Source organism: Streptomyces rubradiris (genome assembly GCF_016860525.1).
In the GTDB taxonomy this organism is placed as follows: Bacteria; Actinomycetota; Actinomycetes; order Streptomycetales; family Streptomycetaceae; genus Streptomyces; species Streptomyces rubradiris.
The window spans coordinates 279,105-291,535 of the sequence record NZ_BNEA01000007.1; the positions used below are offsets into that span (position 1 = coordinate 279,105).

The following is a 12,431-nucleotide window of genomic DNA, read 5'->3' on the forward strand; positions in this document are numbered from 1 at the left end:
AGCGCGCCTCGGCCGAGGAGCAGTACTGTCGTGAGCACGACCGAGCAGTCACAGGAGCCCGAGAACGCCGCTCCGGGCCCGGAGCCGTCCGCGCTCGCCGAACGGCCGGCCGTCGGCGATCCGGTGCCGGCGGACCTGGCCGGGGTCTCCCCCACGTCCCCCGTCGGCAGGCTCGCCGCCACCGTGGAGCGGCTGCGCCGCGAGGTACGCGCCGCGCACGCGGAGGCGGAGGGCAGGGCGCTGATCGAGCTGGCCAAGGGCATCCTGGTGGAGCGGCTGGGCTGCGGTCCGGCGCAGGCCGCCCGACAGCTCGCCGAGCTGACCGAGCAGGCCGGGGCGACGCCGCTGGAGTTCGCGGTGGAGGTCATCAACCAGGCCGCCCGCGACCGGATGTCGGAGATCACCAACACGTTCCTGGCCGCCGCGGCGGGCGCCGCGGAGCGGGACGCCGCGGCCGTGCGGCTGCGGGCGGCCGAGAGCGGGGCGCTGGCCGCGGACGACACCCAGGCCGTCGCCGACTCCCTGCTGGAGCACGCGCTGCGCCCGCTCGGCGCGGTGGCCGTGGCCGTCTGGGCCGCGGGTGCCGACGGCTCGCTGACCCTGGCCGGCAGCGCCGGGTTCTCCCCGGCGGAGGCCACCCGATGGCGTTATGTGCCGCCGGAGGTGGCGACGGTGGCACGCCGGGGCCTGACCGAGCGCGCCGGTCAGTGGTTCGGCTCGCTCGCCGAGACCGGGTTGCCCACCATCGGCCGGTATCTGCACCCGGACGGGGCCCGGGTGGCGGTGCCCGCGGGCACCGGGGGCCGGATCCACGGGGTGCTGGAGATCGCCTGGCCGGGCCCGCTGGAGCCCCAGCCGGCAGGGGTGGTCCGGCAGGTGGAAGCCCTGGCCGAGCTGTGCGCGCACACCCTGGAGACGTACACACCGCGCCGGGACGCCGGGCAGGAGCCCCGGGTCCTGCCCGACACCGCCGAGTTGATGGACCTGGCGGACGGGCTGCACGACCCCGCCCTGGTCCTGGTGCCGTACCTCGACGACTCCGGGCAGCTGGTCGACTTCCGCATCCAGCACATCAACAACCACTTCCTGGATCCGGCGGGCCGGCCGCGGGCGGTGGTCAACGGGGCGCTGCTGCTGGAGGCGTACCCGATGGCCGCGGGCAAGAGCGAGCTGTTCCACCGGGTGGAGCGGGTGTACGCCACGGGCGAGCCGTTCCGGGCCCGCCGCATGCAGCTGACCTCGCTGGTCGACCAGGTGTCGCTGTCGGCGGTCGCGGACATCAGCATCAGCCGGCACGGCAACAGCGTGCTGCTGATCTGGCGCATCGAGGACGAGACGGCGCGGCTGGCGAGCCTGCTCCAGCACGCCCAGCGCCTGGGCCGTATCGGCGGGTTCGAGGAGAACCTGCTCACGGGCGAGATCACCTGGAACGACCAGTTGTTCCAGCTCTACGGCCGGCCCGCGGCGAGCACGCCCGTCCCGCTGGAGGAGCTGCCCGCGTACGCGCACCCCGACGACGCCGTGCCCCTCGGCCGGTTCCTGCGCACGGTGCTGCACCAGCGCCGGCCCGCCTCGGCGGCCTTCCGGTTGCAGCGGCCCGACGGCGTGACCCGGCACATCCGCGTGGTCGCCGAACCGGTGCTGGACACCGACGGCCGGCTGTTCGTCGTACGGGGTGCCTACCAGGACATCTCGGCCCAGCACTGGACGGAGGTGGCGCTCGCCGCGACCCGGGACCAGCTCGCCCACACCGAGCAGCAGGCCGCCGAGCGCAACCGGCTGACCCTGCAGTTGCAGCACGCGATCATGCCGCCGACCCGGGCGCCGCTGTCGGTGCCGGGTCTGGAGGTGGCGGTGCGGTACCGCCCGGCGGAGACCGAGCACCTGGTGGGTGGCGACTGGTACGACGCCGTGGTGCTGCCGTCCGGGCTGATCCTGATGTGCGTGGGTGATGTCGCCGGCCATGGCATCGAGGCGGCCACCAGCATGGTCGTGCTGCGCAACGCGCTGCGCGGGCTCGCCGTGACCGGTGCCGGGCCGGGCCAGTTGCTGTCGTGGCTGAACATCGTGGCGCACCATCTGACCGGCGCGGTCACCGCCACGGCGGTCTGCGCGCTGTACGACCCCGAGCGGCACACCCTGCGCTGGGCGCGGGCCGGCCATCTGCCGCCGGTGCTGGTGCGCGGCTCGGAGGCGGCGCCGTTGCCGCTGGTGAAGGGCCTGTTGCTGGGCGCGGTGCCGGAGGCCGTCTATGAGGAGGCCGAGCTGGAGTTCGCGCCGGAGGACACGCTGCTGCTGTACACCGACGGCCTGATCGAACGCCGTGACCGGTCCGTGGAGGAGTCCCTGGCCCACCTGCTGACCACGGCCCGCACGGCGCCGAAGACCCTGGACCAGCAGCTGGACGGCCTGCTGACCTACAGCAGGTCGGACACGGACGACGACACCTGCATCGTGGGCATCCGGGTGGTGTAGCCGCTGCCGGGGCGGGTGCCCGCTGTGTTCCGGTGGCATCCGTCCGGGGCCCCGCGCCGCGGTGGGCGCGGGGCCGCGGGCGGCCGGGCGGCCGGTGGGTCAGCCGCCGATGCCCGAGTCCTGCGCGGCGGCGACGATCGCCGCCGCGTCCTCCGGCAGCAGGTAGCCGGCGTCGACGGACGTCCACGCGGCCGTGCGCACCTTGTCCACGTAGTCGGCGTGGGTCGGGTAGAGCCGGCTGAGCACCGGTTCGGCGGTGGGCGGGAAGTTCGGGTCGGAGGGGTCGCCGTCGTCGTGGCGGTCCCAGGTGTCGGCGTCGCCGTTCCAGGGGTCACGGGCGCCGTACAGGCCGCAGAAGACACCGCTGCCGGTGGTGTCGCGCGCGCCGGTGAGGGTGCGGGTGGGCACCGTGACGTCCGGCAGGCGGACGCCGCCGGTGGCCAGGCCGGTGGCCGGGTCGCGCAGGAGGGTGCTCAGCGGCTGCCCGCCCGGCGGCCGCGCACCGCCCCGCGCCCAGTCGGCCAGGTGGCGCAGCGCCGCGTTCATCGCCCAGTGGCCGGGCCCGTCGTTGAAGGGGGCCGAACCGGCGGCGCAGTCGGCCGACGGCCCGGCTCGGCCCGCCGACTTCCGCACGGTGGGCTCGCCCGTGTCATAGGCCCACTGGTCGCCGTGCGCGGTGCCGGCCAGTTCCCAGCGCACGACGCTGTCGGTGTCCGGCTGCCGTGCGGCCGCGGCGCCCGGCACGTCGGTCTCGGTGAGCACGACGAACGTGGGCACCGGCAGGTCGGTCCTGATCCGGGACGGGTTCGGCATCCGCAGGGTGTCGGCGAGCTCGCCGCTGATCGGCGCGGCGATCGCGCTGTTGCTGTGCACCATGAAGCCGTCGTAGACCCCGGACACCGGCTGGACGGCGTTGACGTAGGTCGTCATGAAGCCCGCCGACTGCGACTCGCCGTCGGCGAGCAGCGTCCGGACCTGGAGCCCGCCGAGCGGGTCGGGCCCGTTCGGGGCGCGCAGCGCCTGGCCCGCCTGGGAGAAGATGTCGTAGGCGTAGGCGTCTCCGGGATGGACCAGGCTGCCGTACCGCGCCGGGTCCCAGCCCTTCAGGCCCTTGATCTCGCCCAGCCCGCCGTCGACCCCGACGGCCTGCGCCGAGACGCCGACCCAGGCGTAGCCCTGGCGCAGCAGTTCGTCCCGTTCGAACCAGTAGTCCGGGGAGAGGTCGAGCTGGCCGCTGACGTTGAGCCACTCCACGACCACCGTGCCGTTGAACCGCGCCGGGTCGGCGGGACGGCGCACCAGCAGGCGGCTTGTGTAGGGAGCGGTACCGGACGCGCGGACGTTCCAGCGGCCGTCCGGGGTCCACAGGCCGGACTTGGCGTACGACGTGGCGGTGCCCGAGAAGAAATACTCGCTCTCGGTGTAGCCGAACGAGCCGAGGTCCTCCGCCGCGGCGAGGAACGGGAAGCCGTGGCTGCCGACGGGCGGGACGGTGACGGTGGGGCTCGCGGCCTCGGCGACGAAGGCCGCGGCCGGGGTGGCCAGAGGCGTGCCGAGAAGGCCGCCGCACAGCAGCGTCCCGAGCACGGTGGCGGTGACGGACCGCCGGGATGATCGAGCGAGCATGCGCACGGTTGCCTCCGTGATTGCGGGTCCCAACGGGGTTTGAGACCGCAGTGTCCAGGAGCGGTGGCGGGCTGCCATCGGTGAATCCACCGGTGCTTCAAGGGTGGTGCGTCCGGGCCGAACGCCGGACATCCGCAACCGCCCCGGCCTCCATGACCATTGATTGACCATCTCTTTACCTTCTAGGCTTCGGCAAAGGCGGCGCGGACCCTCGTGGACCTGGTGCCGGACGACGAGGTGAGCCGCGAGGCGATCCGGAAGAACAGGAGACCCGATGGTTACCAACCCCGGCCCGCCGGTCGCGACGCACCCGGTCGACGCCGTCGTCGTAGGCGCCGGGCTCTCCGGCCTCTACCAGCTCCACCGGCTGCGGCGGCTCGGCCTGTCGGCGGTGGTCCTGGAAGCCGGTGCCGACATCGGCGGCACCTGGTACTGGAACCGGTACCCAGGAGCCCGCTGCGACATAGAGAGCCTGTCCTACTCCTATTCCTTCTCCCCGGAACTGGACCAGGAGTGGGAGTGGAGCGAACGCTACGCCTCCCAGCCGGAGATCCTGCGGTACATCCACCACGTCGCCGACCGGTTCGACCTGCGCCGGGACGTCGCCCTGCGCACCCGGGTCACCCGCGCCGTGTACGACGAGCACAGTCACCTCTGGCAGCTCTCCACGGACACCGGACGGACCGTCACCGCCCGGTTCGTCATCCTCGCCACCGGCTGCATGTCGGTCCCCAAGAATCCCGGGATACCCGGCGCCGACAGCTTCACCGGCGCCGTCCACCACACCGCCCGCTGGCCGCGCGAGGACGTCTCCTTCGCCGGCAAGCGGGTCGCCGTAATCGGTACCGGGTGCTCGGGCGTCCAGGCCATCCCTGTCATCGCGGACGAGGCGGCCTCCCTCACCGTCTTCCAGCGCACTCCGGCCTATGTGCTGCCCGCGCACAACCGCCCGCTGCCGTCCGCGGAGACGGCACTGTTCAAGGCCGGCTACCCCGAGTTCCGGCGCGCCCAGCGGCTGTCCCGGGGCGGCACCGTCTTCGAGCCGCCGACCCGGTCGGCCCTGGAGGCGGACGAGACGGAGCGCACGGCCGCCTACGAGGCCGCCTGGGACCAGGGCTTCCTGAACGGACTGCTGCGCACGTACACCGACATCCTGACCGACGAGAAGGCCAACGAGACCGTGGCGGAGTTCGTCCGTGCCAAGATCCGGTCGATCGTCACCGACCCCGCGACGGCCGAACTGCTCTCCCCGCGCACGTACCCGTTCGCGACCAAGCGCCCCTGTCTGGGCACCGGTTACTACGCCACCTACAACCGGCCGCACGTGACACTGGTCGACCTGCGCACGACCCCGATCGAGACGATCACGCCCCGGGGCATCCGGACCTCGGACGGGGAGCACGACCTCGACATGATCGTCTTCGCCACCGGGTTCGACGCCCTGACCGGCTCCCAGCTCGCCATCGACATCGTGGGCAAGGGCGGCGTGACCCTCCGGGAGAGGTGGGCGGAGGGTCCCCGGAGCTACCTGGGGCTCGTCTCGGCCGGCTTCCCCAACCTCTTCACGGTCCTGGGGCCGCTCAGCCCGTCCGTGCTCACCAACATCGCGGTGTCCCTGGAACAGCAGGTCGAGTGGATCACCGACTGCATCGCGCATCTGCGGCGCAACGGCGTCACGGAGATCGACGCCCTCCCGGACGCGGAGGCCGGCTGGGGCGTCCACGTGGCCGAGGTCGCCGCCCGTACGCTCTATCCGGCGGTGGACTCCTGGTACACGGGAGCGAACGTCCCGGGCAAACCCCGTGTGTTCCTCGCCTACGCGGGCGGTCTGGACCGCTACCGGGAGGAGTGCGACACCGTGGCCCGGAACGGCTACACCGGCTTCGCTCTCTCTCGCTGTCCCTGAGGGCACCGGCCGTCGGGGCGGCTGCGCGCCTGACCCGTTCGGCCCACGGCGCACCCGTCGGCGCGGCGGAGCGGGAAGGAGGACGGGTACACGGCACCGGCCATGGCATCCAGGGAGCACCATGCAGACGTTCCTGCCCGACTCCGACTTCCGCCGCTCCGCCCTGCTCCTGGACCGCCGCCGCCTGGGCAAGCAGCGGGTCGAGGCGCTCCAGGTCCTGCGCGGGCTGACCGTGCCCGGCTACGGCTGGCGCAGGCACCCGGCCGTGCGGATGTGGCACGGCTACGAGGAGGCCCTGGTCCGCTACGGGCTGGAGATCTGCCGGGTGTGGCGGGAGCAGGGACACCAGGACAGCTGCGCCGCGTCGCTGGTCGCCGACTACGCCGGCGCCCACCCCGGCGCCCACGTGCGCGACCAGGCCGCGCTCGCCCGCGCGGGGGAACTGCCGCCCTGGCTCGGTGACGCCGCCTTCCACCGCAGCCACCAGTCCGCGCTCGTCCGCAAGGACCCGGAGACCTACGCGGACCTGTTCCCCGGCGTCCCCGACGACCTGCCCTACGTATGGCCGTCCTCGGACCGCGAGGCCGACGGACCGGCCGGCCTCCCGCCGGGCCCGTAGGCACCGCCGTCACCGTAGTGGTGACCTCGCCGGAGCCGGCGCGCGGTACGTGCGCGAACACCGGCCAGGACGGGCGCCGTCGGGACCGTGCCGGAGACCTCGGCTTACCGCGGACGCGTCGGCGCGAGCTCGCGAGTGGTGTGCGTCCGGCAGTAGTCGTCGCGGACCGTCCGGTAGCCGGGGACACGGACGGCGCTCAGCAGTCGCGCCCAATCCGCGGCGTTCGTCTCGATCCTGCGGACGACACGGTCACGGGCGGCCTCGTCGGGGGCGTCGACGAGTTGCCGGGCGTGCTCCCACGCCCGGGCGCGCCAGGACCGGAACAGCTGCCCGGCGGTGAGCCCGGCGATGGGGTTCCACCGGTCGTCGGCGAGGGCGACGATCAGGTCGTAGCGGTCGGCGACGTCCCGGACGGCAGGGCCGTAGGCACGGTCCAGGACCGCCTGGAAGCGGTCGTAATCGGGCTTGCGCGTGCCCCCTTGGGGGCGGGTGAGTCCGAGGGCGGCGAGGACGTACGGCATGTCGCGCTGGATGTGCACGTTGGCTCCCAGGAGCACGTCCTGCCCGGCGTTGACATCGGCGGTGCGCGCCGCCGCGAACGCCGCGTGCCAGGCGGCCGGTACGGGGCGTCCCGCGCGGTCGGCCTCGTAAGCGTCGAGGTACAGGTTGACGAAGCCGGTGTTGAGACTGCCGGCGAGCCAGGACGGCTCGTCGAAGGGTTCGCCGTGGGCGACCGCCGTCTCCAGCGAACGCTCGAGGTGGACGTAGATGGCGGGGAAGGGAGCGCGGTGGTCGCAGCCCAGCCGGTCCCGGATACCCTCCAGGGTGCGGCGCGCGTCCTGCACGCAACGGATGACCGGCCCCTGGCACGCCAGGGGCCCGGCCGGGGCCGGCGCGGCGGCGGAGGCGATGCCGCCGCCCAGGGTGACGACGACCGCCATGGCGACGGCCGACCACGTACGGACTCCACGCGGCCGACGGCCCATGGCTCGCCCCTCCTCGTACCCCGGCGGCAGATGTGTCGCCTGCTGGAACGAGCCCGAAGGACGGAAGGTTACGGCCGACGGCGGGAGCACGATGCGCGTCCCACCACGGCCAGATGCCTTCCGTCCGGGCTGCATCCGAAGGGACTGCTTCCCGCGCCTGCCGTGCCGGTTGTCCCGCGACCCGCCTTCGTCACTCCGCGGACCGGGCTCCGCCGCCGTGTCCCCTGAGGTCAGGTGCGGGCCGCTGCCGCGTTGCACGCCCCCCGAGCGTCTCCGGGGTCCGTCACGCCTGCCGCCAGCATCATCCGCACACAGTTGCTGATGGGGATGGCCCCGCCCTTGGCGCCCTCGTAGCACGCCTTCTTGCGGGCGTCCCGCAGCTCGTAGTTGTGATTGAGCAGATAGTCGTAGCAGCCCTGGACGCTCTGGACGTTCCGCACCGCCGCGTCGGCCGAGGCCGCGGACGCGACGGAAAAGCCGATCAGGGCCGTCCCGGTGAGAGCTGCCGCGGACAGCATGGAGGTCAAGCGCTTCATGTCATCTCCTGGTCGGGTGTCGCGATGCGCTTCAACGCGGGCCTCCCGTATGAGCGGTATGGCCGGTCGGTCCTTCAGTGCAGCAGCCGTCGATGTCGTCGGCAAGCGCTTCGCGACATCCGACACCGAGTCGGGCGCGCCGCCTTGTGCCGGTGGTGGCCCCGGACGAGGAGGTCGGTGCGCCCCGCCCGTCGGACCCGCGCCGGAGCCACCGGTGTCCGACGCTGCGCAAACCCCCGGTCGATCACCCCGAGAAGCCCGTGGGCATCCGCGGCGCTCACCACAGCGTCCATCGGATTCCAGCAGGAGTCGCCTGGTCGCACGAGATGCCCTGGGCGGGGCTCACGCCGGGGCGTCGCCGTCCGGGGAGCCGAGGTCGGTCAGGTGGGCGGTGTCGCCCCAGGACTCGGGGTGCAGGCGCTGTCCGTCGCCGCGCCAGGACGACACCGAGGCGTTCGGGACGGGAGGGAGCCGGTCCGGCGCGGGTGCGCCGATGCCCGCGAGGACGTGGTGCAGGCCGATGACCACGGCGTCGTGCGCCACGACGAGGACCCGCCGCGAGGGCGCGGCCCGTTGCAGGTCGCTGACGAACTGGCCCACGCGCACGGCCACATCGGTCAGCGCCTCGCCGCCGGGCGGCCGGTACCACCACTCGCCGAGACGTGCACGGCGGTCGGCCTCCTCGGGCGCGCGGGCCCGCAGCGCTGCGGGGGGATGCAGCTCGAAGACGCCCATCTCCCGGTCCCGCAACCGCTCGTCGACCAGCACCGGCAGCGGCGCCGCTCCGCCCCGCCGAGCACGGTCCGCCATCGCCTGCCAGGTCTGCCGTGCCCTGGTGAAGGGCGAGCAGACCACCAAGTCCGGCCCGGTGGCGGGCGGTCGGCCGGCCAGCCAGTCGCCCAGGGCGTGGGCCTGCGCGAGGCCCAGCGGGGACAGCGGGACATCGCGGTCGCGTCCGGACACCGGCAACGCGGTGGTCCCGGACCGTTCCGCCAGGGCGAAGGCCCGGTTGGCCGTGCTCTGCCCGTGCCGTACGACCCACAGCGCGCCCAGGGCACATGGCGGCGCCAGGCTGGTGCCGGTGTCGTCGGCCGGGACGGGATGCGCCGGGGACATACCAGCCTCCTGGTCGTCTCAGTGTGGTCACTGCCGGTCTGCCGGGGTGGCCGGGCCCGTCAGCGGGCGGCCGCTCGACGTACGGTACGCCGGTCACGGCCCGCGTGCTTCTTCGGCGAGCCGCTGAGCGGAGGGCTCCCAGGCACACATCACCCGCCCAAGTGACAGCCACGGAAGGTGGCTTGTTACCGGGCGGCCACTGGTCTCGCACTCGTGACCTATATACAGAAAGGAGTTGACTGGATACGGAAAGTAGTCACATTCCGGTGCGGCTCCGCTTGTTCATGGGGAAGCATTGTCCTTGCCCTCATGGCACCAGGCCGCACCAGGCCCCCGTAGCGGCTTTCCGTGGGCCGCTGGAAGGAGGAACGAGATGGACAACCCGGAAGTGACGGTTGAGGAGTACGAGTCCCCGATGATGGTCGAACTCGGCGAGTTCGCCGAGCTGACGAACGGCATCGGTTCCCAGACCTGGGACACCATCTGGCTGTGGGACTGAGGTCCTGGCCGTGCCGGACACGCACGAGCCGGGCGGTGAGGGCGAGTTCGTCGTGCTTCCCGACCGCGACGGCGTCCGCGCCCCCACCGCTCCGGACGCCGAGGTCCTGGCCACTCATCCGTCGGGACGGCCGCTGATCGTCGGCGTACTCCACGGCGACCGGCTCCTGGTGAGCCGTACCCCCGCGGGAACCGTCGCGGTGCTGGGCTTCTGCCCGGTGGACCGGCGCCTGCTGGAGAGCCGCCTGGCCGGCTCACGGACCCCGGCGGACCTGCAGCGGGCCGCGTCGGGGCTGCCCGGCAGCCATCATGTCGTCGTCTCGTCCGGCGGAACGGTCCGCGCCTGGGGCACATTGGCCCACACCCGGCGGCTGTTCCACGGCGCGGGGCCGCTGGCGTCGAATCGCGCGGACCTCCTGGCCGTCGGCGCCACCGCGCTGGACGAGACCGCGCTGGCCCTGCGGCTGCTCCTCCCCGGTGTGCCGCACCCGCTGTCGGAGACGACCGTGTGGCGGGGTGTGCGAGCGCTGCCCGGGGACCACTTCCTCGAACTGACCCCGGACGGCAGGGCACGCACCGGGCGGCGATGGAGCCCGCCCCGCCCCGAGCTGACCCGGGCCCAGGCCGCCGTCCTGCTGCGCGAGGCTCTCTCCACCGCCGTGCACGCCCGTGTCGGGACCGGCGCGGTCGTCAGCTGCGACCTGTCCGGCGGACTCGACTCCACCCCGGTCGCCTATCTGGCGTGGCAGCGGGCCACCCGGCTCGTCGCTCTCACCCTCACGGGTCTCACCAGTGAGGACGACGACACGGCGGCGGCGGTACGAGCCGCCGGTCACATGCCGGGAGCCGACCACAGGCTGATCGGCGCGGACGGACTGCCCCATGCCCTGGAAGGCCTGTTCGACACCCGTGCCCGCCACGACGAGCCCTTCCAGGGCCTGCAGGGCGCGCGCTTCCTGGAACTGGCGCGCCTCGCCCGGTCGGCCGGCTCCCGGCTGCACCTGACGGGCCACGGCGGTGACGAGGTCCTGACGGCGCCGCCGTCGTACGTGCACACGCTGATCCGGCAACACCCCTTGTCGGCCCTCGACCACCTTTACGGGCAGCGGGGGTTGCGGCGGTGGTCGGTGCGGCAGACCTGGCAGATGGTCAGCGACCGCCGCCCGTACGGGGCGTGGCTGGCGCACAGCGCCCGGCACCTGCGCTCGCCGATGCCCGGCCAGTGGCGCGTTCCCCCGCCCCTTTGGCACCAGACCCTGCGGCTGCCCCCGTGGATCACCGCGCGGGCCGCACAGGCCGTCGCGGACGCGCTGACCGACGCGGCCCGTCATGCCCGGCCGCTGGCCGAGACCCGTACCCAGCACCTGGCGTTGGAGAACATCAGGACGTCCGGACGGATCGCCCGGCTGGTCGACCAGCTGACGGGCGAGGCGGGTGTGCGGACCGCCACGCCCTACCTCGACGACCGTGTGGTGGAGATCTGCCTGGCGACCCGCCCCGAGGAACGTTCCAGTCCCTGGGAGTTCAAACCGCTCCTGCGGGAAGCCCTGGCTGGGACCGTGCCCCGCGGAATGCTCCAGCGTTCCACGAAGAACGACATGGCCGAGGACGTCCACACCGGCCTGCGCGGTCAGCGGCGGAGGCTCGCGGCGCTGTGCGACGACTCGCGGCTGGCCCGGCTGGGACTGATCGACGCGGGGGAACTGCGCCAGGCGTGCCTGGCCCCGCAGCGGCCAGGTCCCCTGCCGGCTGCCCTCATCCTGACGCTGAACTGCGAATCCTGGCTGCGTGGCCGTGTGCCGCCCACGCCTCGCGGCGCCGTGACCGGCGGGATGGACCCGTGACACACCTACCGGAGGAACATGGTGAGGAAAGCGAGAGGTGCGGCGCTGGCGCGGCCCGGCGACCAGCGGCCCCTGACTCCGGGACGGCATCTGTGCGCGGTGCTGGCCGTCGGCGCGGCCCGCCTGCTGACGCGCCGACCGCCCCACGACGTGCGGCGCGTGCTGACCCGCTTGGCCAAGGGGGCGAGACCGGCGACCTACGACGAGGCCGCGGCGGCGCGGGCCGCGGTTCTCAGGGTGAGCGTCATGTGCGCCGGTGACGGCTGTCTCCAGCGGTCCGTGGCCATCGCCCTGCTGTGCCGAGTGCGGGGCGCGTGGCCGACGTGGCGGGTCGGGGTCCGTACGATGCCGTTCCGTGCGCACGCCTGGGTGGAGGCGGAGGGGACCGCGGTCGGGGAGAGCACCGACACCACCCTGTGGCGGCCACTGATCACTGTCGAAAGCCACTCCTGGACAGGGGGAGTCCGTCCATGACCCGGAGGGCACGACTGCACCCCCACGTGACGACCGTCGCGACCGATGACGGGCTGGTCCTGCTGGACGAGCGCGGCGGACGGTACTGGCAGCTGAACGCCACCGCCGCGGCGATCCTGGAACACCTCGCGCGGGGATCGGACCCACGCACGACCGCGGAGCACCTGGTGTCCCGTTACGGCATCGGACGCGAACAGGCGGAATCCGACGTCGACACCTTCCTCGAACGGCTCCGCTCCGCCGGTCTCCTGGACTCCGCCCCGGATGACGGCCGGACCACCGGGTAGCGGCGACTCGGATCACCTCGCCGGTAGCAGGACACGGGCCGGGTCCGCCGAGGCCGGCATCCAC

The 12,431-nt window shown here is 73.4% G+C and carries 11 protein-coding genes; 7 read left to right on the top strand and 4 right to left on the bottom strand.

All coding sequences use genetic code 11. The features are described 5' to 3' along the window. Positions 1-30 precede the first annotated feature (30 nt). Positions 31-2,475 carry a SpoIIE family protein phosphatase gene (locus Srubr_RS10535; RefSeq protein WP_189990954.1) on the top strand — a complete coding sequence of 815 codons (2,445 nt, stop codon included), beginning with the start codon at positions 31-33 and terminating at the stop codon, positions 2,473-2,475. Between the two features lie 99 nt (positions 2,476-2,574). Here Srubr_RS10535 and Srubr_RS10540 read toward each other — a convergent pair whose 3' ends face one another. Next, a complete protein-coding gene (locus tag Srubr_RS10540; RefSeq protein WP_229926494.1) occupies positions 2,575-4,101 on the bottom strand; it encodes an alpha/beta hydrolase domain-containing protein in 1,527 nt (508 codons plus the stop codon). A 274-nt stretch (positions 4,102-4,375) separates the two neighbouring features. On the opposite strand from Srubr_RS10540, the gene Srubr_RS10545 reads away from it, so the two are divergent. Beyond that, positions 4,376-6,007 (top strand): flavin-containing monooxygenase, encoded by a 1,632-nt coding sequence (locus tag Srubr_RS10545; RefSeq protein ID WP_189990958.1) that lies wholly within the window; start codon positions 4,376-4,378, stop codon positions 6,005-6,007. Between the two features lie 121 nt (positions 6,008-6,128). After that, positions 6,129-6,626: an MSMEG_6728 family protein gene (locus Srubr_RS10550; protein ID WP_189990961.1), complete on the top strand. Its 498-nt coding sequence runs from the start codon at positions 6,129-6,131 to the stop codon at positions 6,624-6,626. A gap of 104 nt (positions 6,627-6,730) precedes the next feature. Here the strand turns inward: Srubr_RS10550 and Srubr_RS10555 are convergent, their stop codons facing one another. From Srubr_RS10555 to Srubr_RS10565, 3 genes are all read right to left on the bottom strand, one after another. Then, on the bottom strand, positions 6,731-7,612 hold the full coding sequence (locus tag Srubr_RS10555; RefSeq protein WP_189990963.1) for a DUF5995 family protein: 882 nt from the start codon (positions 7,610-7,612) through the stop codon (positions 6,731-6,733). 230 nt (positions 7,613-7,842) lie between these two features. Further along, entirely contained in the window at positions 7,843-8,148 is a 306-nt protein-coding gene (locus tag Srubr_RS10560) for a hypothetical protein (protein WP_189990966.1), read from the bottom strand. Between the two features lie 342 nt (positions 8,149-8,490). Then, positions 8,491-9,264, bottom strand: coding sequence for a histidine phosphatase family protein (locus Srubr_RS10565; protein WP_189990968.1), 774 nt, complete (start codon positions 9,262-9,264; stop codon positions 8,491-8,493). A 373-nt stretch (positions 9,265-9,637) separates the two neighbouring features. Between Srubr_RS10565 and Srubr_RS10570 the strand changes: the two genes are divergently transcribed. The 4 genes from Srubr_RS10570 to Srubr_RS10585 are packed head-to-tail and all read left to right on the top strand — an operon-like array spanning position 9,638 to position 12,367. Next, complete coding sequence (locus Srubr_RS10570) at positions 9,638-9,763, top strand: lasso RiPP family leader peptide-containing protein (protein ID WP_189990970.1); 126 nt, start codon at positions 9,638-9,640, stop codon at positions 9,761-9,763. A gap of 10 nt (positions 9,764-9,773) precedes the next feature. After that, positions 9,774-11,606: an asparagine synthase-related protein gene (locus tag Srubr_RS10575; protein WP_189990973.1), complete on the top strand. Its 1,833-nt coding sequence runs from the start codon at positions 9,774-9,776 to the stop codon at positions 11,604-11,606. A gap of 18 nt (positions 11,607-11,624) precedes the next feature. Beyond that, positions 11,625-12,080 carry a lasso peptide biosynthesis B2 protein gene (locus Srubr_RS10580; protein WP_189990975.1) on the top strand — a complete coding sequence of 152 codons (456 nt, stop codon included), beginning with the start codon at positions 11,625-11,627 and terminating at the stop codon, positions 12,078-12,080. Beyond that, positions 12,077-12,367, top strand: coding sequence for a lasso peptide biosynthesis PqqD family chaperone (locus Srubr_RS10585; protein WP_189990977.1), 291 nt, complete (start codon positions 12,077-12,079; stop codon positions 12,365-12,367). The genes Srubr_RS10580 and Srubr_RS10585 overlap by 4 nt, the downstream gene beginning before the upstream one ends. Positions 12,368-12,431 lie beyond the last annotated feature (64 nt).

What these genes read in the sequence shown, in the direction of transcription:
- Srubr_RS10540 (WP_229926494.1), bottom strand. Translation starts at nt 4,101, where the DNA reads ATGCTCGCTCGATCATCCCGGCGGTCCGTCACCGCCACCGTGCTCGGG.
- Srubr_RS10545 (WP_189990958.1), top strand. Translation starts at nt 4,376, where the DNA reads ATGGTTACCAACCCCGGCCCGCCGGTCGCGACGCACCCGGTCGACGCC.
- Srubr_RS10550 (WP_189990961.1), top strand. Translation starts at nt 6,129, where the DNA reads ATGCAGACGTTCCTGCCCGACTCCGACTTCCGCCGCTCCGCCCTGCTC.
- Srubr_RS10555 (WP_189990963.1), bottom strand. Translation starts at nt 7,612, where the DNA reads ATGGGCCGTCGGCCGCGTGGAGTCCGTACGTGGTCGGCCGTCGCCATG.
- Srubr_RS10560 (WP_189990966.1), bottom strand. Translation starts at nt 8,148, where the DNA reads ATGAAGCGCTTGACCTCCATGCTGTCCGCGGCAGCTCTCACCGGGACG.
- Srubr_RS10565 (WP_189990968.1), bottom strand. Translation starts at nt 9,264, where the DNA reads ATGTCCCCGGCGCATCCCGTCCCGGCCGACGACACCGGCACCAGCCTG.
- Srubr_RS10570 (WP_189990970.1), top strand. Translation starts at nt 9,638, where the DNA reads ATGGACAACCCGGAAGTGACGGTTGAGGAGTACGAGTCCCCGATGATG.
- Srubr_RS10580 (WP_189990975.1), top strand. Translation starts at nt 11,625, where the DNA reads ATGGTGAGGAAAGCGAGAGGTGCGGCGCTGGCGCGGCCCGGCGACCAG.
- Srubr_RS10585 (WP_189990977.1), top strand. Translation starts at nt 12,077, where the DNA reads ATGACCCGGAGGGCACGACTGCACCCCCACGTGACGACCGTCGCGACC.